The 19,872-nt window shown below is 53.1% G+C and carries 21 protein-coding genes; 13 read left to right on the top strand and 8 right to left on the bottom strand.

Annotation, left to right across the window (positions count from 1 at the left end; translation table 11 throughout):
- Window positions 1–17: 17 nt before the first annotated feature.
- Together phnN and ACO0LI_RS08375 are read right to left on the bottom strand one after the other, a co-directional pair.
- On the bottom strand, window positions 18–1,283 hold the full coding sequence (gene phnN / locus ACO0LI_RS08380; RefSeq protein ID WP_423032232.1) for a phosphonate metabolism protein/1,5-bisphosphokinase (PRPP-forming) PhnN: 1,266 nt from the start codon (window positions 1,281–1,283) through the stop codon (window positions 18–20).
- Complete coding sequence (locus ACO0LI_RS08375) at window positions 1,283–2,491, bottom strand: alpha-D-ribose 1-methylphosphonate 5-triphosphate diphosphatase (RefSeq protein WP_423032230.1); 1,209 nt, start codon at window positions 2,489–2,491, stop codon at window positions 1,283–1,285. The genes phnN and ACO0LI_RS08375 overlap by 1 nt, the downstream gene beginning before the upstream one ends.
- Before the next feature lie 118 nt (window positions 2,492–2,609).
- Here ACO0LI_RS08375 and phnG point away from each other — a divergent pair, with 118 nt between their 5' ends.
- From phnG to ACO0LI_RS08340, 7 genes are read left to right on the top strand one after another with little or no spacing between them, the layout of a single operon-like run.
- Window positions 2,610–3,077 carry a phosphonate C-P lyase system protein PhnG gene (gene phnG, locus ACO0LI_RS08370; protein WP_423032228.1) on the top strand — a complete coding sequence of 156 codons (468 nt, stop codon included), beginning with the start codon at window positions 2,610–2,612 and terminating at the stop codon, window positions 3,075–3,077.
- Complete coding sequence (phnH, locus tag ACO0LI_RS08365) at window positions 3,074–3,730, top strand: phosphonate C-P lyase system protein PhnH (protein WP_423032226.1); 657 nt, start codon at window positions 3,074–3,076, stop codon at window positions 3,728–3,730. Before phnG ends, phnH begins: the two co-directional genes overlap by 4 nt.
- Window positions 3,721–4,884 carry a carbon-phosphorus lyase complex subunit PhnI gene (locus ACO0LI_RS08360; RefSeq protein ID WP_423032224.1) on the top strand — a complete coding sequence of 388 codons (1,164 nt, stop codon included), beginning with the start codon at window positions 3,721–3,723 and terminating at the stop codon, window positions 4,882–4,884. Before phnH ends, ACO0LI_RS08360 begins: the two co-directional genes overlap by 10 nt.
- An 8-nt stretch (window positions 4,885–4,892) precedes the next feature.
- Window positions 4,893–5,807 (top strand): alpha-D-ribose 1-methylphosphonate 5-phosphate C-P-lyase PhnJ, encoded by a 915-nt coding sequence (locus tag ACO0LI_RS08355; RefSeq protein WP_423032296.1) that lies wholly within the window; start codon window positions 4,893–4,895, stop codon window positions 5,805–5,807.
- Entirely contained in the window at window positions 5,804–6,610 is an 807-nt protein-coding gene (gene phnK, locus ACO0LI_RS08350) for a phosphonate C-P lyase system protein PhnK (protein WP_423032222.1), read from the top strand. The genes ACO0LI_RS08355 and phnK overlap by 4 nt, the downstream gene beginning before the upstream one ends.
- A 7-nt stretch (window positions 6,611–6,617) precedes the next feature.
- Entirely contained in the window at window positions 6,618–7,337 is a 720-nt protein-coding gene (phnL, locus tag ACO0LI_RS08345; protein ID WP_423032220.1) for a phosphonate C-P lyase system protein PhnL, read from the top strand.
- On the top strand, window positions 7,337–8,479 hold the full coding sequence (locus ACO0LI_RS08340; protein WP_423032218.1) for an alpha-D-ribose 1-methylphosphonate 5-triphosphate diphosphatase: 1,143 nt from the start codon (window positions 7,337–7,339) through the stop codon (window positions 8,477–8,479). Before phnL ends, ACO0LI_RS08340 begins: the two co-directional genes overlap by 1 nt.
- Before the next feature lie 89 nt (window positions 8,480–8,568).
- On the opposite strand, the gene ACO0LI_RS08335 is transcribed toward ACO0LI_RS08340, so the two are convergent.
- Genes ACO0LI_RS08335 through ACO0LI_RS08325 form a run of 3 tightly spaced genes read right to left on the bottom strand, consistent with a single transcriptional unit; the run spans window position 8,569 to window position 10,863 of the window.
- Window positions 8,569–9,504 (bottom strand): alpha/beta hydrolase, encoded by a 936-nt coding sequence (locus ACO0LI_RS08335; RefSeq protein WP_423032216.1) that lies wholly within the window; start codon window positions 9,502–9,504, stop codon window positions 8,569–8,571.
- The gene (locus ACO0LI_RS08330) at window positions 9,501–9,965 is read right to left on the bottom strand and encodes a hypothetical protein (protein ID WP_423032214.1); all 465 of its coding nucleotides are present in this window, start codon (window positions 9,963–9,965) and stop codon (window positions 9,501–9,503) included. Before ACO0LI_RS08330 ends, ACO0LI_RS08335 begins: the two co-directional genes overlap by 4 nt.
- A gap of 10 nt (window positions 9,966–9,975) precedes the next feature.
- Entirely contained in the window at window positions 9,976–10,863 is an 888-nt protein-coding gene (locus ACO0LI_RS08325; protein ID WP_423032212.1) for an NmrA family NAD(P)-binding protein, read from the bottom strand.
- Window positions 10,864–10,972: 109 nt separating this feature from the next.
- On the opposite strand from ACO0LI_RS08325, the gene ACO0LI_RS08320 reads away from it, so the two are divergent.
- Window positions 10,973–11,857 carry a LysR substrate-binding domain-containing protein gene (locus ACO0LI_RS08320; RefSeq protein WP_423032210.1) on the top strand — a complete coding sequence of 295 codons (885 nt, stop codon included), beginning with the start codon at window positions 10,973–10,975 and terminating at the stop codon, window positions 11,855–11,857.
- A gap of 47 nt (window positions 11,858–11,904) precedes the next feature.
- On the opposite strand, the gene ttcA is transcribed toward ACO0LI_RS08320, so the two are convergent.
- Genes ttcA through ACO0LI_RS08305 form a run of 3 tightly spaced genes read right to left on the bottom strand, consistent with a single transcriptional unit; the run spans window position 11,905 to window position 14,083 of the window.
- A complete protein-coding gene (gene ttcA / locus ACO0LI_RS08315) occupies window positions 11,905–12,846 on the bottom strand; it encodes a tRNA 2-thiocytidine(32) synthetase TtcA (protein WP_423032208.1) in 942 nt (313 codons plus the stop codon).
- A gap of 33 nt (window positions 12,847–12,879) precedes the next feature.
- Window positions 12,880–13,278: a dihydroneopterin aldolase gene (locus ACO0LI_RS08310; RefSeq protein WP_422949034.1), complete on the bottom strand. Its 399-nt coding sequence runs from the start codon at window positions 13,276–13,278 to the stop codon at window positions 12,880–12,882.
- Window positions 13,279–13,291: 13 nt separating this feature from the next.
- Window positions 13,292–14,083, bottom strand: a complete 792-nt coding sequence (locus ACO0LI_RS08305) for an SDR family oxidoreductase (protein WP_423032206.1) — start codon at window positions 14,081–14,083, stop codon at window positions 13,292–13,294.
- Between the two features lie 73 nt (window positions 14,084–14,156).
- On the opposite strand from ACO0LI_RS08305, the gene ACO0LI_RS08300 reads away from it, so the two are divergent.
- The 5 genes from ACO0LI_RS08300 to ACO0LI_RS08280 all read left to right on the top strand — a co-directional run bounded on the left by ACO0LI_RS08300 (window position 14,157) and on the right by ACO0LI_RS08280 (window position 19,858).
- The gene (locus ACO0LI_RS08300; protein WP_423032204.1) at window positions 14,157–15,326 is read left to right on the top strand and encodes a class I SAM-dependent methyltransferase; all 1,170 of its coding nucleotides are present in this window, start codon (window positions 14,157–14,159) and stop codon (window positions 15,324–15,326) included.
- A gap of 60 nt (window positions 15,327–15,386) precedes the next feature.
- Window positions 15,387–15,584 carry a DUF2905 domain-containing protein gene (locus tag ACO0LI_RS08295; protein WP_422949031.1) on the top strand — a complete coding sequence of 66 codons (198 nt, stop codon included), beginning with the start codon at window positions 15,387–15,389 and terminating at the stop codon, window positions 15,582–15,584.
- A gap of 247 nt (window positions 15,585–15,831) precedes the next feature.
- A complete protein-coding gene (locus ACO0LI_RS08290) occupies window positions 15,832–17,460 on the top strand; it encodes a tetratricopeptide repeat protein (RefSeq protein WP_422949030.1) in 1,629 nt (542 codons plus the stop codon).
- A gap of 85 nt (window positions 17,461–17,545) precedes the next feature.
- The gene (locus ACO0LI_RS08285; RefSeq protein ID WP_423032202.1) at window positions 17,546–19,102 is read left to right on the top strand and encodes an HDOD domain-containing protein; all 1,557 of its coding nucleotides are present in this window, start codon (window positions 17,546–17,548) and stop codon (window positions 19,100–19,102) included.
- Between the two features lie 102 nt (window positions 19,103–19,204).
- Entirely contained in the window at window positions 19,205–19,858 is a 654-nt protein-coding gene (locus ACO0LI_RS08280; RefSeq protein ID WP_423032200.1) for a LysE family transporter, read from the top strand.
- Window positions 19,859–19,872 lie beyond the last annotated feature (14 nt).

The following is a 19,872-nucleotide window of genomic DNA, read 5'->3' as shown; positions in this document are numbered from 1 at the left end:
AACCTTTCGAAGCTGTACTACTCTTTTGAAAATATCTTTAACAGCTTTTGCCCTGCCACATGTATAGGCCCGCTATTGTCTATGCAGATAATATCCTGGTCATCAGGCACGGTAAATTTCAAACCCCGATCCAGACGGTTCAACAAGGCTGCACCAGACTCACGCTGGCGTTTTTCCATGCGCTGCCTGATTTGCTCGGGATCAGCCATGATCCAGATGATGCGCACATCCGGGAATAGCTGGCGCAGTTGTGGCAGGTATTCACGCGAACCATTGACGATGACATCCTGGCCGCATTTGAGCTTGGCCTCGATATTCCTGCGTATACCATAACACAGGCCATTGGCTTGCCACTGCATGCAAAAATGACCGGCGGCAGCGGCTTGCCAATAAGCTTCCTGGTTCAAGACTTCATGCGCTTCACTGTCGTGAGCGGGGCGGGTGATAGCCCGCTGCGCAAACTCCAGTGCCGCATTGGTGGGCAGGTTGTCTTTGACCCAGTGCAGCAGGGTATCCTTGCCAGCGCCTGAAGGACCGACGACAAAATACAGACGGCCAGCCGCAGGCAGGGATTTTTGTTGTACCCTGGCCTGGAAGGGAAAACGCATCCAGAAGTTCAAAGGCGCACCGGGCCGTTCTTCACGGAATATCGTCAGCGCATCAATATCGAGCGGTGTATTGTCCAGCAGGCGTGAGAACTGCTGTTCCGCTGCCTTACGCAAGGCATATTGTGCATCGGCATCCACCTCCAGTAAATCATCGCTGAGTGTCAGGTGGAAGCGATATTCTTCTTCAGTATATGGGTAGCCCCATTGCTGCAATAGAGCTTCCTGCCTTGCACTGAGACCGGCATGACGGCGCTTCGCCAGATAAGCCGCATCAGGGGCGCGGCGTAACAAGTCAAAATAACTGACGCAACGCATGGCCAGGGCATTGATCTCGGCTTCATCACCCTGCGGGCGAATGGCCAGGAAATTGCCCATCATGCGTATCTGCATTTCCCTGATGCTGATGACAGGCTGTACCTGGGCAAAGGCACTGGCCATCTGTATCAGGTCGGCTTCCTGGAAACCTTCGAGCAAATTGAACGGCGCTTTCAGCGTCGCATGAAAACCGTAGCGCCGGGCTTCACTGGTGAGCTGGCTAAGCAAAATATCTGGCACTCCATTGATATGTGCTTGCGGTATTTTCCCGGCGTGCATGGGGTCGCGCCCCAGCCAGCTGGCACCGGCTTGCCACCATGGGCTGTCCGGTGCAGGGGAAAAGTAGAGAGCATAGCGCATCAGGCGGCCAGTTCCAGGCTTTGCTGATATTGCAGGCGTTGCGGCTCTGCGCAAAATACCAGCTTGCCAGCGGCGATGGTGGCAATCAGGCGCGGGCTGCCGTCAGCCTGTTTTTCTATCATGATGAGATCAGCACGCTGGCCAGCAGCGATATTGCCCCTGTCATGCAAGCCCAGTACGCGGGCAGGATTCAGCGACACCAGTTGCCAGGCCTGTGCCAGGCTGCAGACATCTTCCTGTTCCAGACGGAAAGGCGCATGCAGCAAGGCCGGGTAGTAATAGTCAGATGCCAGCGTGTCACACAGGCCACGGCGCACTGCATCGCTGGCTGACAGACCGCCACAGTGGCTGCCACCGAGCAAGACATTCGGTGCGCCCATGACAACATGGTTGCCCAGGGCTTTTGCTGCCTGCAAGGCTTCTTCCGTCTTGGGGAATTCACTGACATCAACGCCAAGTTCCTGGAAGCGCTCCCTGTCCATGCGGGTTTCATCATCATGCGATGCCATGGCGATGCCGTGCTGCCGGCAAGCTGCAGCCAGTTGGCTGATCGCCTGTGCTACTTTTGGGGAGCGTGATTGTGCCTTGTGCAGACGTTCCAGAAAACCGGCAACATCGCAACGTGCGCGCTCGGCGTAAGCTACCAGTTTTTCTGGCGACGCACTCTTCTTCAAGATGGATGGCAGGTGTTCATTGAAGGCAAAGAAGGCGATCAGACCTGACTCTACCCAGCTCAGTGCATCATGCAAGCCATCGAGATGGTGGTTTTCAAAACGCAGATGTATCAGGTGATCGGCATGCACGCGGGATTTTTGTGCGGCCACTTGTTCTAGCGTGGCCAGTGCGGCTTCACGTCCGCGCAAGCCGCCTTCCCATGAAAAGGTCAGACCGTGGCAGGCGGTGGTAATACCATTGCTGATCAGTTGTCTGTCGGTATCGGCAAAGGCAATATCGTAGGCAAAGCTGGTGGCCGGGCGCGGTTGTAACTGACGTTCAAAAGCATCACCATGAATATCAACCAGGCCGGGCAGTATCAGCAAACCTGTGGCATCAAAAAACTGTGGTTTGTTATGGTGCTGGAAGTGGTTGCTGTCTGTACTTGCAATGTGTAGTCCGTGCAAATAGATGCTGTCTTCAGACCAGGCAGTGTGACCGTTCTGGTCTTGTTGCAGATACTTGCCACCCTGTATTGCGATATGCGTTTCCATGCTGATCCCCTTGCTCGCGATGACAAATCATAAACCCGAAATATGACTGGAAATTGACAAGAAAATCTCAGATCAGATGTCATCAAGACTTCATCTAAGCCTGCTGTAATGTGGGGCTATGAATGCTGACCAAACTCCCAACTCTGCCCAGCAAGAGCGTGCCCGCTGGATGTCCATACTGGCGAAAGCGCCTGCACCAGAACTGGCTGCCAGCGTGCGCCAGTTCGGTGAACTGCCCTCTTATTTATGGTTAAGAAAACCCGAGACTGGCTTGGCGATGGTGCGCGCCAGAACCGGTGGCAGTGGCAGCCAGTTCAATCTCGGTGAAATGTCAGTCACGCGCTGCGCCTTGCGTCTGGCGACAGGAGAAACAGGCGTGGCCTATGTGGCCGGTCGCGACCAGCGGCATGCAGAATGGGCAGCGATTTTTGATGCGCTGATGCAAGGTGAGCACAGGCCAACGGTCGAAGAAAATATCATCAAGCCACTAGAGTTATTGTTGCAGCAGAAGCGTGAACAATTACAGGCTGAAGCGCAAGCAACCAGGGTGGAATTCATGACTATGGTCAGAGGAGAAGATGCATGACATATACACTGGACACTAGTGAGAAAACTGCGTCATCCATGCAGCAACTGTTGCCCGCATGGGAAGACACGGTGCATGATGCGCAAACAGTTTTTCGCAGTTTGTTGAAAGCCTTGTCCGAGCCTGGCACTATCCAGCGTCTCAAGGTGAACCTGCAAGCGCCTGCTCCTCTGCATATGGCGACAGCCGCAGCTTGCCTGGCGCTGATGGATTATGAAACCACAGCCTGGCTGGCAGATGAACTGGATAATGATGCCGTGCGCACTTATCTGCGTTTCCATTGCGGTCTGCCGCTGGTACATGAAAAATCTTCAGCAAATTTTGCAGTACTAGGTAGCTCATTACAGCAACTGGATTTGCAGGGCTTTGCCCAAGGCAGCATGACTTATCCGGACAAATCTGCGACTCTGCTCATACAAGTCGATGATTTTTTGAATGGCACTGAATACCAACTCACAGGCCCTGGCATCAAGGATAAACGCAGCATACGTATCAGTGGTTTGCCTGCAGACTTTGTCAGCAAATGGCAAGCCAATTGCGCCGCCTTTCCGCAAGGTGTGGATGTGATTTTTTGCAGCGGCGATGCAGTACTCGGTTTGCCACGCACCAGCAAAATAGCAGCAGTGCAGTCGGAGGAGTTGCCATGTACGTAGCCGTCAAAGGTGGTGAGAAGGCCATTGCCCAGTCGTATGAAGCGCTGGCGAAAATGCGACGTGGCGATACTGACGTACCAGAACTCAGCATCACCCAGATACGCGAACAAATGTCTCTGGCCGTGGCCCGCGTCATGGGCGAGGCCTCGCTGTATGACAAAGACCTGGCGGCGCTCGCCATCAAACAAGCCAGTGGTGATTTGATAGAAGCGATCTTCCTGCTGCGCGCCTACCGCACGACCTTGCCACGCCTGATGGCGACCGTGCCTGTTGACACCGCCAATATGCTGATACAAAGACGCATCTCGGCGACCTTCAAGGATGTGCCGGGTGGCCAGGTATTGGGGGCGACTTATGACTATACTCAGCGCCTGCTGGACTTTTCACTGGCGGCAGAAGCCATGAGTAGTGGTGGTACTGAACCTGTAGCGCAGGAAAACATAACAGCAGAAGCCTGCCCGCGTGTACTCGATTTCTTGAACGCTGAAGGCTTGATCGAGCCTGAATTGATACCTGAGGGCGACCCCGAGCCTTTTGACCTGACGCGTGAGCCTTTGCAATTCCCCGCCAGCCGCGCCTTGCGCCTGCAAAGCCTGGCACGCGGTGATGAAGGCTTCCTGCTGGCACTGGCCTATTCCACCCAACGCGGTTATGCCCGCAATCATCCTTTCGCAGGTGAGATACGTTATGGCAAGGTCAGCGTGCAAGTCGTGCCTGAAGAACTGGGCTTTGCCATAGACATAGGCGAGATCGATATCACTGAATGCCAGATGGTGAACCAGTTCGTGGGTTCACAAAATGAAGCACCTAAGTTCACACGTGGCTATGGCCTGGGCTTTGGTCATTGCGAGCGCAAGACCATGGCCATGGGGGTGGTGGATCGTGCCTTGCGTGCCAGCGAGCTGAAAGAAGAGATCACTGCACCGGCACAGATGGAAGAATTCGTGCTCTACCATGCCGACAATGTAGAAGCATCCGGTTTCTTGCAACATCTTAAGCTGCCACATTATGTGGATTTCCAGGCTGAACTCAGTCTCTTGCGTGGCATACGTGCCACCATTGATGCCAAGGCTGCTGAAGCTGGCAAGCTTGAAGCAGCAGATGAACAAGCAGATGACGAAGCCGCTGAAAAATCAGGCAAGAAGGCAGCATGATGATGGAGATGGACACCATGGAAACTCAGGAATATCAAGAGACCCCAGAACAAGCCCAAGCCCAAGCCGCGCCTGCCAGGACTGAGCCTGAAGCTGGTTATAATTTTGCCTATCTCGATGAGCAAACCAAGCGCATGATCAGGCGCGCCATTTTGAAAGCAGTTGCCATACCTGGTTACCAGGTACCATTCGGCGGGCGTGAAATGCCACTGCCTTATGGATGGGGCACAGGCGGCATACAAGTTACTGCCGCCATCATAGGCCAGGATGATGTCTTGAAAGTCATCGATCAGGGGTCTGACGACACCACCAACGCAGTCAATATACGCCGCTTCTTCCGTCGCACCACGGGTGTGGCAACGACGGAAAAAACCACGGTGGCGACCGTCATACAAACCCGCCATCGCATTCCGGAAACACCTTTGGCTGAAGGGCAGATCATGGTATATCAGGTGCCTATCCCTGAACCCCTGCGCTGGCTGGAACCCAGTGAGACTGAGACCCGCAAATACCATGCGATGGCTGACTATGGCCTCATGAGCGTCAAGCTGTATGAAGATATCGCCAGACTGGGCAAGATAGAAACTGCTTATGATTATCCTGTCATCGTCAACGAGCGCTACCTGATGCGCCCTTCACCGATACCCAAGTTTGACAATCCCAAGATGGATAAAAATCCAGCATTGCAATTATTTGGTGTCGGTCGCGAAAAACGTATCTATGCCGTTCCGCCTTATACGCCGGTGAAGAGCCTGGATTTTGAAGACTATCCTTTCGAGATAGAACACTGGGATCACCGCTGCGCCATGTGCGATGCGAATGACAGCTTCCTCGACGAAGTCATCGTCGATGATCAGGGTTCACGCATGTTTGTTTGCAGCGATACTGATTATTGCCGCAGCCGCAGGGAAGAACAGGCATGAGCAAGATGAATATTGAAAAAAATTTGGATAACAACGAGCCCCTGCTGCAGGCACGCAATGTCAGCAAGTTTTATGGTGGCAAGATTGCTTGTGAACAAGTCAACCTGAGCCTTTATCCGGGTGAAGTGCTGGGCATAGTTGGTGAATCCGGTTCTGGCAAATCTACTTTGTTGAATTGCCTGGCAGGCCAGTTGCAGCCAGAGCAGGGCGAAGTTTTGTTCAATACCCGTGATGAAGGCATGGTGGAGTTGTTCACGATCAGCGAGGCACGCCGCCGCTTGCTGGCCCGCACGGACTGGGGCTTTGTCCACCAAAGTGCCAGGGATGGCTTACGGGTAGAAGTCTCTGCCGGTGCCAATGTCGGTGAACGACTGATGGCTGTTGGTGCCCGCCATTATGGTCAGATACGTGCCGAGGCGCAGGACTGGTTGCACAGGGTGGAAATTGATGCTGCCCGCATAGATGATTTGCCGCGTGACTTCTCTGGCGGCATGCAACAGCGTTTGCAAATTGCCCGCAACCTGGTGACCAAACCGCGCCTGATTTTCATGGATGAACCTACCGCCAGCCTCGACGTTTCCGTCCAGGCGCGCTTGCTGGACTTATTGCGTCAACTGGTTTCGCAATTGCAGGTAGCCGCCGTCATCGTCACCCATGACCTGGCAGTGGCGCGTTTGCTGGCGCACCGGCTCATGGTCATGCGCCAGGGGCAGGTAGTTGAAGAGGGTTTGACTGATCAGGTACTTGATGACCCGCAGCATCCCTATACCCAGTTGCTGGTGTCATCCGTCTTGCAGGCTTGAGGAACACATGTTGAAACGTATCGTTGTTGAAGGCTTGTCCAAGGACTTTACCCTGCACCTGCAAGGCGGGCAGGAAATGTCCATCCTGTCCAAAATAGACATGCAGGTAGATGCTGGTGAATGCGTAGTCATCCACGCGCCATCGGGTGCAGGCAAGAGTACCCTGCTGCGCTGCCTGTATGCCAATTACCGTGCCAGCAGTGGCAGCGTGAATATCTGGCACAAGGGTGATGCAGATGACGGCGGCTGGGTCGATGTGCAATCTGCACCTGCACAACAAGTGCTGGCAGTCAGGCATAGTACCCTGGGTTTCGTGACCCAGTTCCTGCGTGTGATACCACGTATCAGTACACTGGACCTGGTGGCAGAACCCTTGCTCATGCGCGGCGTGGAAAAGCAGGCTGCTTATGAACAGGCAGAAGAACTCTTGTCACGCCTGCGCATACCCAAACGCCTGTGGCAAATCCCGCCTGCGACTTTTTCTGGCGGTGAACAACAACGCGTGAATATTGCCCGCACCATGATTTGCGATTACCCCATACTCTTGCTTGATGAGCCAACTGCCTCACTGGATGAAGCCAATCGCGCCACCGTCATCGACATGATCAATGGGGCGCGTGAACGCGGTGCTGCTGTTGTCGGCATCTTCCATGATGAAGTAGTGCGCCAGGCGCTGGCGACCAGAATTTTTTCCATCCCCGCAGCAGTTTCTTTGGTGGCAGCATGATGAACAGAATAGAGAACGCACAAATTGTTTTGGCCGATGAAGTCATCAGCGGTTCCATGCTGGTAGAACAGGGCAGGATAGCTGATCTGACTGAAGCCGCACGTGCTTCCAGTGTCACAGGTACAGATGACTGGCAAGGCGATTATCTCTTGCCGGGTATGGTAGAGCTGCATACTGACAATCTGGAAAAACACCTGATGCCACGCCCCAAGGTAGTCTGGCCTACTCTGCCTGCTATTTTGGCGCATGATGCCCAGATCGCTGCATCCGGCATCACGACTGTGCTTGATGCAATTTCAGTCGGTGACATCGATTCAGACAGCCTGCGCAATGACACTCTCGATTCTTGTACCCAAGGTTTGCGCATGGCCGCAGACTCAGGCATCCTGCGGGCAGACCACTTCTTGCACATGCGCCTGGAACTGGCGGAAGAAGGCTTGCTGGACATGTTCGCTCCTTATCTGCATGACGATCGCCTGAAGCTGGTTTCCTTGATGGACCATACACCCGGCCAAAGGCAGTGGACAGACCTGACGCATTACCGCGTCTATGTATCCGGCAAGCGCGGCTGGAGCGAAGAAAAAGTCGATTCCATGCTCGAACGTTTACTGCTCAGGCAAGTCGCGTATGCAGCATCCAATCGCCGCGCCATCGTCGCCAGTTGCCGTGAACTGGATGTGCCAGTCCCACTGGCTACCCATGATGATACAACGGTGGAACATGTGGCCGAAGGTGTTGATGATGGCGTGACGATATCTGAATTTCCGACTACGGTTGCTGCTGCAAGTGCTGCCCGTGAACAGGGCCTGGGCATCATCATGGGCGCGCCGAATATGGTACGTGGTGGTTCACACTCAGGCAATGTCTCGGCGGCAGAACTGGCGCGCCTGGACTTACTCGATGTGCTGTCTTCAGACTATGTGCCTGCCAGCCTCTTGCATGCAGCTTTCCTGCTGCAAAATGAAGGCTTTGGTTTGCCCAAGGCAGTGGCGACCGTGACGCGCAATCCGGCGCGCATGATAGGTCTGCATGACAGGGGAGAGATTGCAGTTGGCTTGCGTGCTGACTTTTTACGCGTGCGTGTAGTACGTGGCATACCTGTTGTCATGGGCGTATGGAAAGCGGGCAACAGGATTGCCTGAGTTATAAAGAATAGACATAAAGAACAGACATAAAGGACAGATGCCGTCTGGCGATCATTGTTTCAATTGTGGCATGGAAAATTGATTGCTTACGTCAGATGCTGGCGCAAAAAATTAGCAATGTCGTCCAGTGCCTCGCGGGCGGCTATCAGTGTTGACAGGCTGGCGGGAAAGACATGCGTCATTCCTTCCCATATATGCACCTCAGCCGTTCCGCCTGCCGCGCTGAGTATTTGCGCATAGCGGATAGCATCGTCCATCAGCACTTCGTCTGCTCCGACATGCAGCCTGACAGGGGCGATTCCTTCATGCCGGGCAAATAATGCAGAAACCAGCGGGTCTTTTGTATCGGTATCCTGATTGCCCAGATAGAGCGCGGCAGCCTTGGCCAATATTTCGCGGCTTAATAATGGATCATGTGCAGCCCTTGTACTCATTGATACACCGGAGAGGCTAAGGTCGGTCCAGGGTGACATGACTGCTGCACACACTGGTGTTGTCAGACCTGCTCCGGCAAGCTCTTGCAAACGCGACAGCAAGGCCAGCGCCAATCCACCACCTGCAGAATCGCCTACCAGGGCGATACGTCGGTAGCCCAGCGCAATCAAGCCCTTGTAAGCCGCGATGGCATCTTCCAAAGCACCTGGGAAACGATGCTCAGGTGCCAGGCGATAATCAGGTACGAAGGCCTTGACGCCAGCGCGGGCAGCGATCTGACCGGCCAGGTTCTGGTAAGCGGCAGATGAGCCCAGCACGTAGCCGCCGCCGTGCAAATACAAGATGGCGGCATCACTTTGGGCACCAGCCGGGCTGCACCACGCACCTGGTATGCCGGCAACGCTGGACGTCTCATAGTCAACTGCATCTGCAAGCGGCACCTGCCTCATCAGGGCATCAAAGCCAGGGCGCGCTTCGGGTGTAAGTTCAAGTTTCGGGGCTGATACCAGTGCCGCGCGCAGGTCCGCCATGAAGGCACGATCCTGATCATGTTGTTGATGATGAATGATGGTGTTATGTGATTTCATAATGTATCCCTTAAAGCGGTGATCAAAGCAATCGGTGTGACGACGAGCGATAAAATTCCACCAAAAACAGCCTTTAAGATCACGAACTGGCTAAGTATTAAAACAATCGCCCCCTGCACCGGTCCGAGAATGGCGTAGGCCGCCGCGCAGATGGTGGTGACAATGACACCCACTACTGCGCTTCGCAGAAACACATTGCGCGGCAAACTATGCTTGCCTTCCAGTGTTTGCAGTTTTCCACTACTACGACGCTGGCGGGTCAACAGCGACGGTATCAGTGAGCTCATAAAAGCAACCGCGAAGCTTTGTGGCACGATATCCAGAACAACCTTGCGGCTGCCCAAATCGATATGGGTGTCCGATTGAAAAAACAGCAACGCAAACGCGATACTGAGAACAACACTGAATACCGTATTGATTGCAGTTTCCCTGGCAATGTACGAGTTATGCTTCGTTGTCATACCTATGTCCTTAGCGAGAGTTAGCCAAGGATTGGTCCTGTGCCAGCTCGGTGAAATAAGCTTTGAGGCTGCGTGGTTCCCTGCCCAGGATTGCCCGCAAAGTCAGCGAGTTGCCTTGCAAGCCATGCCTGTCGTAATACGCATACATAGCGCGCAACATCTGCGTGGGTCGTGCGGCATCTGGCAGATGGACCATGGCTGCCCATTGCTCGAACGTAGGTGTCACTGACTTGACTTCGCGTCCCAGTACTTCGCCCATGATGCGCACCACATGGTCGCGATCGGTATTTTCGCCAGCGGTCAATTCAAACGTGCCATACGCCAGGGCATCGCCGGTCAATGCAAGCGCGGCCACTTCGGCCACGTCGCGATAATCCACACGGCCCAGGGTTGAAGTGCTTGAAAATGGTTCTGCAAAAACGCCATGCTCAGCTGCCACTGGCAGGGCTGGTGCCATGTTTTGATAGAAAACACCAGGTTGTAACAAGGTGTACTGCATGCCAGAACGTATCAATGCTTCTTCCACCGCTGGCTTGCCATTATGATTGGCCAGTTGACTAATGACCGGGTGTATCGCGCCTGAGAATAAGAAGCGGCGCACACCTGCCGCTTTGGCAGCTTCAACCAGTTGCATACCAACCTGCGCTTCGTCTTGCAGGAAAGCTGGTGCCAGATAAAAAACGCCATCTACGCCTTGCAGGGCAGATTCAATCGCAGCGCGGTCGCTCAGATCACCGATGGCGATTTCTGTCACGCCATTCGCACGTGCTTCTTCCGCTTTTTCTGGATTGCGGACCAGGCCGCGCACAATCGCGCCGCGTTTGACCAGTTCAGGAACAACCAGGCCAGCAAATTTACCAGCGGCACCGACAGCGAGAATGCGATTTAATGTAGTCATAATATTTTCCTATTAGTTGTCGTTCGGGAGAGAACAGTGCCATCTTGCCCGCAACAAACGCCTGGAAAAATAGTAATATCGCGCATAGACTCGTAAATAGGATTAACGAATGGACCGTTTTGCTGCCATCAACACCTTTGTCAAAGTGGTAGAAAAAGGCAGCTTTGCAGCCGCCGCTGATGCCACCAATCTGTCCGCACCGATGGTTGGCAATCACATCCGCTATCTTGAAGCGCATCTGGGCGGCCTGCTGCTGAACCGCACAACGCGCCGTCAGAAGCTGACTGAGCTCGGCATGGCTTTTTATGAGCGCTGCAAGACCATCATGGCTGAACTGGAAGGGGCTGAAGCCGATGCCCTTGGCCTGCATGCTGCACCGCGCGGCATATTGCGAGTGACGGCACCACATTCGATAGGTTCGGTGGTGCTGCCAGTGATCATCACGGCATATCTGGAAAAACATCCCGAAGTTGAGATTGAGTTAGTCCTCAATGACAGCCGGGTTGATTTATTGGATCAGGGGTTTGATGTGGCGATACGCGGTGGCGAATTACCCAACTCCGGCCTCATAGGCCGCTCGCTGGCGCCTTTGCGGTTGGTGCCATGTGCCTCGCCAGCCTACATAGCGCGTTGTGGCGAGCCTAAAATATTGGCTGATCTGGCCCAGCACCAGTGCGTTGATTTTACTGGCTCATCAACGCCGGGGGTGTGGTTTTTTGTTCAGGCGACCGGCCAGATACCAGTGTCGGTGCGCGGACGCTTGCGCGTCAATAGTGGCCACTCGCAACGTGCTGCGGTATTGGGCGGGCTTGGCATCGCCCTGTTGGCCGAGGTTTTGGTGAGTGACGATCTGCTCACGGGAAAGCTGGTGAGGGTGCTGCCGCATGAAACGCCACTCAGCCGCCCTCTACATGTATTGATGCTACCAAACCGCCGCCCTAGCGCCAAGATCCGCAGCTTTGTCGATTTTCTGGCGGCGGAACTGAAATCCTAGCGCTTGATTACGTGAGTCGTATCAAGCGCTCACGCAGCAGCTATTTTTTAATCCTGATCCAGATGCAGAGAAATCACACCCGCAGCAGGTGTCGCACAAGGCTCATCATCAAAAGCGATATCACCATTCGGATTCGCCTCGCCATCGATTTTCAAATCCCTGAAATTGAACAGGTTCTTGTCCATCAGATGTGAAGGTGCTACGGTCGATAAGGATGCAAAGATATTATCTACACGTCCAGGGAATTTCTTGTCCCATTCGCGCATCAGGCCCTTGATTTGCTTGCGTTGCAGGTTTTCTTGCGAACCGCATAAATCGCAAGGGATGATGGGGAAGTTTTTTACTTCGGCATAGCGTTCAGTGTCTGACTCTTTAACATAGGCCAGGGGGCGAATGACGATGTGTTTGCCATCGTCGGATTGCAGCTTGGCTGGCATGCCCTTGAGTTTTCCACCGAAGAACATGTTCAGGAAAAAAGTTTCCAGGATATCGTCTCGATGATGGCCAAGCGCGATCTTGGTGGCTCCCAGTTCATCGGCCACGCGGTACAAAATACCGCGGCGCAGGCGTGAGCACAGCGAGCAAGTCGTCTTGCCTTCTGGGATCAGGCGCTTGACGATGCTATAGGTATCCTGGTTTTCTATATGGTAGGGTATGCCCAGTTTTTCCAGATAAGCTGGCAGGATATGGTCAGGGAAGTTAGGCTGCTTTTGATCGAGGTTAACCGCGACGATATCGAAATTGATGGGCGCACGTTCACGCAGGGTCATCAAGATATCCAGCAGGGCATAACTGTCCTTGCCGCCAGACAGGCAGACCATGACCTTGTCGCCTTCTTCTATCATATTGAAATCACCGATCGCCTGGCCAACCAGGCGGCATAAGCGCTTGTGCAGCTTATTGTTTTCGTAGGTGATTTTTTCTTGTGATTTGACCGTGGCTTTTACTTCGACCGGGGTGTCCATCAATGTATCGTTCAGAGCTTGCATGATATGGCTTTAAATTCTTGCGTAAATTCGGGCTTAAATGTCGGTTTTGATCTTGAATACTTCTACACCTACGCCTTCGCAATCTGGATAGACATCCGGCTTCATGGTAGAGATGCGCACTGCGCGTACTTTAGGATGTGCCAGCATGATAGCTGCGACATCATCACACAGGGTTTCCTGCAGATGTACATGGCCTTTGGAAATGCGGTCGGCTATCGTGCAGCGCATGAAATCATAATCGACGACTTCTTCCAGCTGGTCATCCTTGGGCGTAGACAGCGCCAGCGGGATATACAGGTCCACATTGAAGAGCACGCGTTGCTCGCCTTTTTTCTCGAACTCATGCACGCCGATGTTGATGGAGATTTCATAATTGCGCAAGAACAGGCGGCGGCAGTCTGAGAGCTGGGGGTGATGCAGGATGGATAACATGGTGGTCCCGGGATTAAGGTGAAATAGATTGGTTTGCAGTCGCCAGGAACATGACATCGCGCTGCAAGGGAATAAGGTGCTGGCCGCCATCGACGAGGATGGTAGTGCCTGTCATGGCAGAGCTGTCCGCCAGAAAACAGACGGCGCGGGCAATATCCTCAGGCGTGCTGGACCTGCCCAATGGTGTAACCTGGTATGCCTGCTGGAAATCTGCCGTGCTTTGATGGCCTGATTCCATGGTGATGCCAGGTGCAACGCCAACTACCCGGACTTTAGGGGCCAGTGCCTGCGCCAGTGTTGTGGTCGCACATTGCAGCGCTGCCTTGGACAGGGTGTAAGACAAAAAGTCGGGGTTCAGGTTGTACAGCTTTTGATCCAGCAGGTTGATGACGCAGGTTTGTTCGCCATCTGTGGTTGCCGCATGCAGTGCTTGCGCCAGTATGATGGGGGCGGCCAGGTTGGCATGCATATGCCTGTTCAGGCTGGCCTGGCTGAAGCTGTGTACATCATCTTCTGCAAACAGCGATGCATTGTTGACGATGCAATCTATCTTGCCCATGGCGGCTATCGCTGCGGGCAACAAGGCATGCGTTGCTGTTTCATTTGCCAGGTCGGCCTGCAAGGCATGGGCACGGCGGCCCAGTACCTGGATTTCTGTCACCAGGGTCTGGGCTTCTGCTGCTGAATTGCCATAATGGACAAGAATATCCCAACCCTGCCGCGCCATATGCAGGGCGATATGCCGCCCTATGCGTTTGGCGGCACCGGTGATCAGTGCTGTGCGGTTTGTGTGCTTATTGTTCATAACTTGATGCTGCTCATACGTCTCTCATGGAAATTCTTGACAAGGATTACTGTGTTTTCAATACAATGCGGCTATGCATAAATTATCTCTACCTGTGCCTGGCGATGATGCGCTGGCCGCTTCATCTGCCTTACAACAACTGATTATCAACGACATCCACCAACATCAGGGCTGGATACCGTTTTCGCGCTACATGGAACTGGCGCTGTATGCGCCTGACCTTGGCTATTACAGCGGTGGTGCCACAAAATTAGGCAAAGACGGTGATTTTACAACCGCACCGGAAATGTCGCCGCTATTTGGAGCCACCCTGGCCAGGCTGGCAAGTCAGTTATTCAGTCAAACTGCCGCCGAAGTCATGGAGTTCGGCGCAGGCACGGGCAAGCTCGCCCTGGATTTTTTGTCGGAATGTCAATTGTCTGGAATCGCGATAGAACGCTATTTTATCGTGGAATTGTCCGGCGAACTGCGCGCACGTCAGGAAGAATTGCTGAAAGGCTTCCCACAAGTCCAATGGTTGCAAAAAATGCCAGATTCTTTTTCTGGCATAGTACTGGGTAATGAGGTGCTGGATGCCATGCCTGTCGATCTTGTCATCAAGACGGCAGAAGGCTGGCGTGAGGTCGGCGTGGCGGTGGTCGATAAAGAAAGTGCGCCAAGACTGATTTTCCGCGAACAGCCACAGGCATGCAGTTCAGACAAGATTACGCAAATTCCTTATGCCGATGAATTGCCGGTCGGTTATTTGACGGAAGTCCATGCCATTGCTACCGGCTTCATGCACAGCCTGGCCGCCATGTTGCTCGCCAGCGGCAAACCTGCAGCAGCGATACTGATAGATTATGGCTTCCCGGCGGCAGAGTATTATCACCCGCAGCGCCAGCAAGGCAGTCTGATGTGCCATTACCGCCATCATGCCCATCCTGATCCCTTTTATCTGCCAGGTTTGCAGGACATCACCGCCCATGTCGATTTTACGGCCATGGCCAAATCGGGTCTGGCGGCGGGGCTGGAGTTATTGAACTACACCAGTCAGGCCAGCTTTTTGACAGCGGCAGGCATTGCCGATGTATTGGCGCGCACTTCACCAGAACAAGTCATGGACTACCTGCCCCAGGCAAATGCCCTGCAAAAACTGGTGTCGCCAGCGGAAATGGGGGAGTTGTTCAAAGTGCTGGTCATGGGACATGGCGTGGAATTGCCAGAAAATTTATTACGCCTGGATCGCAGTCACCGCTTATGATGGTTGCCTGATTGATGCTAATTATAAAATTGGCATCTACAAATTGAACAGGAGCAGGCTTTGATACGCTGGGTATTGACCATCTTTGTCGCTGTCGTGGTATTTTCCAGCCTGCTGCCCTGGCTGGAAAAACTGGGCATAGGCCGCTTACCAGGCGATGTGCGTTTCAAATTGTTTGGCCGCAGTTTTTCCTTTCCCTTCGCTTCCACCATATTGATTTCATTATTCGTCCTGCTGGTAGCCAGGATATTCAAATAATCAGTACGTGATGGTGTTGCAATTAGATAGGCTTAATCCACCTCCAGTCTCAAAATGCGTTAAATATGTTAAAGCCGTGCAACATTGTTGTCATATGGGGGTAAAGTTTCCATATCTTTACGCCGTCACTTTAATATAATGAAATTGTCTATTTAAGCTTACTCAGGCTTAATAGGGCATGCTGACCAAGGGGGCGGGCTGGCATGCGCTGCAGCGAGATCAACAATAAATTACGCTAAAGGTTGAAATGAGCGAACTCAGCGATATCAGGGCATTGCTCATTGAGCCGCATGCAGGCATGCGGGTCAGTTTGCATAATATGCTGAATCTTTGTGGCATCACCAAGATAGAGCACGGGCTTTCTGCGGGTATCGCTGTGCGTACGATACAGGCCAAAGTGTTTGACCTTATCCTGTGTGAATATGATCTGGGTGTAGGCCAGGATGGTCAGCAACTGCTGGAAGACATGCGTCACCACAAGCTGGCACCTTTATCAACCATCTTCATCATGGTGACGGCAGAGCGTTCCTATGCCAAGGTCGTCAGTGCAGCTGAACTTGCGCCTTCTGACTACCTGCTCAAACCATTTACTGCCGACATGTTGCTGGAGCGCGTTATTCGCGCCCTGGAAAAACGCAAGGCCTTTGTCGATGTTCATAGTCTCATGGAGCAAGGCTCAATTCCCGAAGCCATCATGGCTTGTCACCATGGTGAGCGGGATTTTCCCAAGTACTCGATAGACTTCATGCGCCTGCGTGCCGAGTTGCATGTAGTACAGGGTGAGGCGGCTGAGGCCGAAGAATTATATAAACATTTATTCGAATTAAAGGCAGTGGCCTGGGCGCGTCTGGGCCTGGCCAAGACCTTGTTCATGCAAGGTAAATATCAGGAAGCGGAAGAAATCCTGAAAAACCTGGTAGCAGAAAACAATAAATACATGGATGCCTATGACTGGCTGGCCAAGACCCATGAAATGGTCGGTGAGTTGCCAGAGGCAAAAGAGGTGCTTGATGTCGCCGTTGGCGTTTCGCCCCATGCCGTCAGGCGTTTGCGCAAGCTGGGCAAGATATCCCTTGAGACCGGGGATATAGAAACCGCTGAAAATGTCTTCAAAAAAGTCGTCAGCAAGGCCAAGTTCTCCGAGTTCCGTGATCCTGAAGATCATATGAACCTGGTCGATGCTCTGGTCAAGAAAGGGGATACCGAGCAGGCCAAATCCGTTATCCGTGATCTCGAAAAGAACATGGTAGGCATGAAAAAAACTGCCGCTGTACGGGCGATCTCTGCTGCCATGGTGCATGCCAAAACCGGCGATGCTCGTTTGAGTGAAGAACTTGACAATGCCGTGGCCGCGACGCGTGAAGACATAGGTCTTTCGACGGAAGCCAAGCTGGGCCTGGCAAAAAGTTGTCTTGAAAATAATCAGGAAGACAATGCTTCCGAGATTATTCTCGACGTTATGAAAAACGCCAGCAACCAGCAAGTCATGAGCAAGGCCATGGGCGTATTTGAAAGCGCAGGCAAGGGGCATCTCGCCAAGGAACTGGCACAACGCAGCCAGAAAGAAGTCATGGACCTGGTGGCTCTGGGTGTACAAAAAGCCAAGCAGGGCGATTTCCGTGGCTCTGTGGAAATGATGGCGGCTGCCGCACGTAAGTCACCCGACAACCCGCAAGTGGTCTTGAATGCCGCACTGGCCGCCTTGAAATGTCTGGAAAACATGGGCTGGGATCATGCCACTGGCGAATTGGCGCGCAACCTGATTGAGTCAGCGCGTCGCCTTGATCCCATGAATCCACGTCTGAAAGCGATACGCGGCCTGTATGACGAATTGCAGAAAAAATACGGCATCAATGCTGCCCGGGTTGCCAAGTAAAGATTCATTATAAAAACCAAATATAAAAATTAAGCAACCAGGCTCCAGTATGGTTTTGTTAAGAAAATAAGTAGTTGCGGAGACCATGACTATTCAAGCTTCTGTACATCTGGATCAGCACGCACCAGAATTACCGCGTGACCGGTTGATCAGGCAAATCAATGAAGAGAGTAGTTTGCCAACCTTGGGAGTGTCGATTACCAAGGTCGTTGAAATTACTTCATCCAGTGAAGACCCGGTCGCCAAGCTCGCGCATTTTGTGCTGGCCGATGTCGCCCTGACACAAAAAATACTGAGGCTGTCGAATACCATCCATTACCGCACCAGTGCAGGTGCTCCTGTCACCACCATTTCACGGGCGATTTTCCTGCTGGGCTTTAACAGCATCAAGACCAGTGCCATGGCGATGTTGCTGGTCGATTGCTTCAAGGATAAAAGCCATGCCAACAGCGTCAGGCGTGAGCTGGTGCAGGCCTTGTGCGCCAGCATAGTAGGACGTGAAATGGCTGCGCGCGGGCGCTTTCAGGATGGCGAAGAAGCGGCAGTGGCTGCCCTGTTCAAGAATGTTGGCAAGATACTGGTGGCTTCCTACGACCACCCCTTGTATAGCCGCATACAAGCCATGCTGCAGACCGGGCAGACCACCTCGCAGGAAGCTGCATCCACGCTGCTGGGGTGCAGCTATGAGCGTTTTGGCGAAATGGCACTGCAAGAGTGGAAGATACCTGACACTATCGTGCAATCGTTGCTCCCTTTGCCAGGCGGTGAATTAAAGAAGGTGAACACGCGTGCTGAATGGCTGCGTCAGGTAGCCAGTTTCAGCGATGCGCTGGCTTCAACCATCATGAGTGCCGGCAGTGGCAACCTCAGTGAAAAAGCCAAACCGCTGTTACTGAAATATGGCAAGGCTCTGGACTTCGACCAGGCTATACTTGACGAAATGCTGACCAAGGTCGAGACAGAAACACGGCAATTGGCCAAGAGCATGGATATTGCCATGGGTGATATCCAGATTGGTGAGGTAGATGCCAGTACCACCAATGGCGTGCCAAATGATCTGCTGCTGCAAAATTATGAAGCCGGCGAAATCCAGAATGATGAGCGCCACCCCAGCGGCAAGCCCAAGCAGGCCCGCGATCTCTTGCTGGCCGGTGTGCAGGATGTGACGCAAATGCTGGCGTCTGACAACTTCAAACTGAATGACCTGATCCTGCTGGTGCTGGAGACCTTGTATAGCAGCATGGGTTTTCGTTTTGCCGCAGTCTGTCTGCGTGACCTGCAGACTGTGCGTTATGTGGCGCGGCTGGCGATAGGTGAGAATTATCAGGAAAGGCAAAGAGGTTTTTCCTTTAGCGGCAAGCCAGACCAGAACCTGTTCCATCTGGCGATGAGCAATAATGTCGATCTGATGATATCCGATGCCTCGGTACCCAAGATACAAAATCTGCTGCCAGACTGGCATAAGCAATTATTGCCGGACGCACGCAGTTTCATCATACTGCCGCTGGTCATACAAAAAAAACCGCTGGGTCTGTTCTATGCAGACCGTAATGTGAACGCCGATGAAGGTGTACCACCAGACGAGACTGCACTCATCAAAACCCTCAAGAGCCAGCTGCTGGCAGCCATGATGCGCGGCTAGCAGCAGACACGCAGAGCGCTACGTGCTAGCACTTACTGCAAGGATAATGCTCAGGCATTACAATGTCCTGACACTATTCATCATTTCAGCGGGACGAACCTCATGCACTTTACTACCTGGCTTACTTTCTTCTTTGCAGCCTGCGTTATCGCAGTGTCTCCTGGCTCCGGCGCGGTACTGTCAATGTCGCATGGTCTGAATTATGGTGTCAAAAAAGCCAGCGGCACCATCATGGGTTTGCAGGCAGGTTTGTTGCTGATACTGGCTATTGCCGGTGCTGGTGTTGGTTCTATCCTGATGGCTTCAGAGTTTGCTTTCAGCGTTGTCAAAACTATAGGTGCGCTGTACCTGATTTATCTGGGTATCAGCCAATGGCGCGCCAAAATTGATGTGCCTGCTGCGAATGACGCCGGTGCTGATCAGGCCACCACTACCCAGGTGCCGGCCATGTCCAGACGCTTTTTGACAGGCTTTTTGACGAATGCAACTAATCCCAAGGGCATCATTTTCATGGTGGCGGTATTACCCCAATTTATTTCTCACGATGCGCCATTGTTGCCGCAATTGTTGATATTGGGCGTGACCATGTGCGCGATTGATCTGGTGGTCATGCATGGTTATGCATTTGCTGCATCCACGATGCAGCGATACTTTCGCGATCCTAAATGGCTGAAGAGCCAGAACCGTTTTTTTGGCGGGATACTGATGGCGATAGGTACGGCGCTGTTCTTTGTCAAACGCAGTCCTTCCAGTTAAAAAATCCCGCCGGT

Source organism: Undibacterium sp. Tian12W, from assembly GCF_049339405.1.
In the GTDB taxonomy this organism is placed as follows: Bacteria; Pseudomonadota; Gammaproteobacteria; order Burkholderiales; family Burkholderiaceae_D; genus Undibacterium.
The sequence above is the reverse complement of the archived record's forward strand: the minus strand, read 5'-3'. Positions and strand labels throughout refer to the sequence as shown.

What these genes read in the sequence shown, in the direction of transcription:
- phnN (WP_423032232.1), bottom strand. Translation starts at nt 1,283, where the DNA reads ATGCGCTATGCTCTCTACTTTTCCCCTGCACCGGACAGCCCATGGTGG.
- ACO0LI_RS08375 (WP_423032230.1), bottom strand. Translation starts at nt 2,491, where the DNA reads ATGGAAACGCATATCGCAATACAGGGTGGCAAGTATCTGCAACAAGAC.
- phnG (WP_423032228.1), top strand. Translation starts at nt 2,610, where the DNA reads ATGAATGCTGACCAAACTCCCAACTCTGCCCAGCAAGAGCGTGCCCGC.
- phnH (WP_423032226.1), top strand. Translation starts at nt 3,074, where the DNA reads ATGACATATACACTGGACACTAGTGAGAAAACTGCGTCATCCATGCAG.
- ACO0LI_RS08360 (WP_423032224.1), top strand. Translation starts at nt 3,721, where the DNA reads ATGTACGTAGCCGTCAAAGGTGGTGAGAAGGCCATTGCCCAGTCGTAT.
- ACO0LI_RS08355 (WP_423032296.1), top strand. Translation starts at nt 4,893, where the DNA reads ATGGACACCATGGAAACTCAGGAATATCAAGAGACCCCAGAACAAGCC.
- phnK (WP_423032222.1), top strand. Translation starts at nt 5,804, where the DNA reads ATGAGCAAGATGAATATTGAAAAAAATTTGGATAACAACGAGCCCCTG.
- phnL (WP_423032220.1), top strand. Translation starts at nt 6,618, where the DNA reads ATGTTGAAACGTATCGTTGTTGAAGGCTTGTCCAAGGACTTTACCCTG.
- ACO0LI_RS08340 (WP_423032218.1), top strand. Translation starts at nt 7,337, where the DNA reads ATGAACAGAATAGAGAACGCACAAATTGTTTTGGCCGATGAAGTCATC.
- ACO0LI_RS08335 (WP_423032216.1), bottom strand. Translation starts at nt 9,504, where the DNA reads ATGAAATCACATAACACCATCATTCATCATCAACAACATGATCAGGAT.
- ACO0LI_RS08330 (WP_423032214.1), bottom strand. Translation starts at nt 9,965, where the DNA reads ATGACAACGAAGCATAACTCGTACATTGCCAGGGAAACTGCAATCAAT.
- ACO0LI_RS08325 (WP_423032212.1), bottom strand. Translation starts at nt 10,863, where the DNA reads ATGACTACATTAAATCGCATTCTCGCTGTCGGTGCCGCTGGTAAATTT.
- ACO0LI_RS08320 (WP_423032210.1), top strand. Translation starts at nt 10,973, where the DNA reads ATGGACCGTTTTGCTGCCATCAACACCTTTGTCAAAGTGGTAGAAAAA.
- ttcA (WP_423032208.1), bottom strand. Translation starts at nt 12,846, where the DNA reads ATGCAAGCTCTGAACGATACATTGATGGACACCCCGGTCGAAGTAAAA.
- ACO0LI_RS08310 (WP_422949034.1), bottom strand. Translation starts at nt 13,278, where the DNA reads ATGTTATCCATCCTGCATCACCCCCAGCTCTCAGACTGCCGCCGCCTG.
- ACO0LI_RS08305 (WP_423032206.1), bottom strand. Translation starts at nt 14,083, where the DNA reads ATGAACAATAAGCACACAAACCGCACAGCACTGATCACCGGTGCCGCC.
- ACO0LI_RS08300 (WP_423032204.1), top strand. Translation starts at nt 14,157, where the DNA reads ATGCATAAATTATCTCTACCTGTGCCTGGCGATGATGCGCTGGCCGCT.
- ACO0LI_RS08290 (WP_422949030.1), top strand. Translation starts at nt 15,832, where the DNA reads ATGAGCGAACTCAGCGATATCAGGGCATTGCTCATTGAGCCGCATGCA.
- ACO0LI_RS08285 (WP_423032202.1), top strand. Translation starts at nt 17,546, where the DNA reads ATGACTATTCAAGCTTCTGTACATCTGGATCAGCACGCACCAGAATTA.
- ACO0LI_RS08280 (WP_423032200.1), top strand. Translation starts at nt 19,205, where the DNA reads ATGCACTTTACTACCTGGCTTACTTTCTTCTTTGCAGCCTGCGTTATC.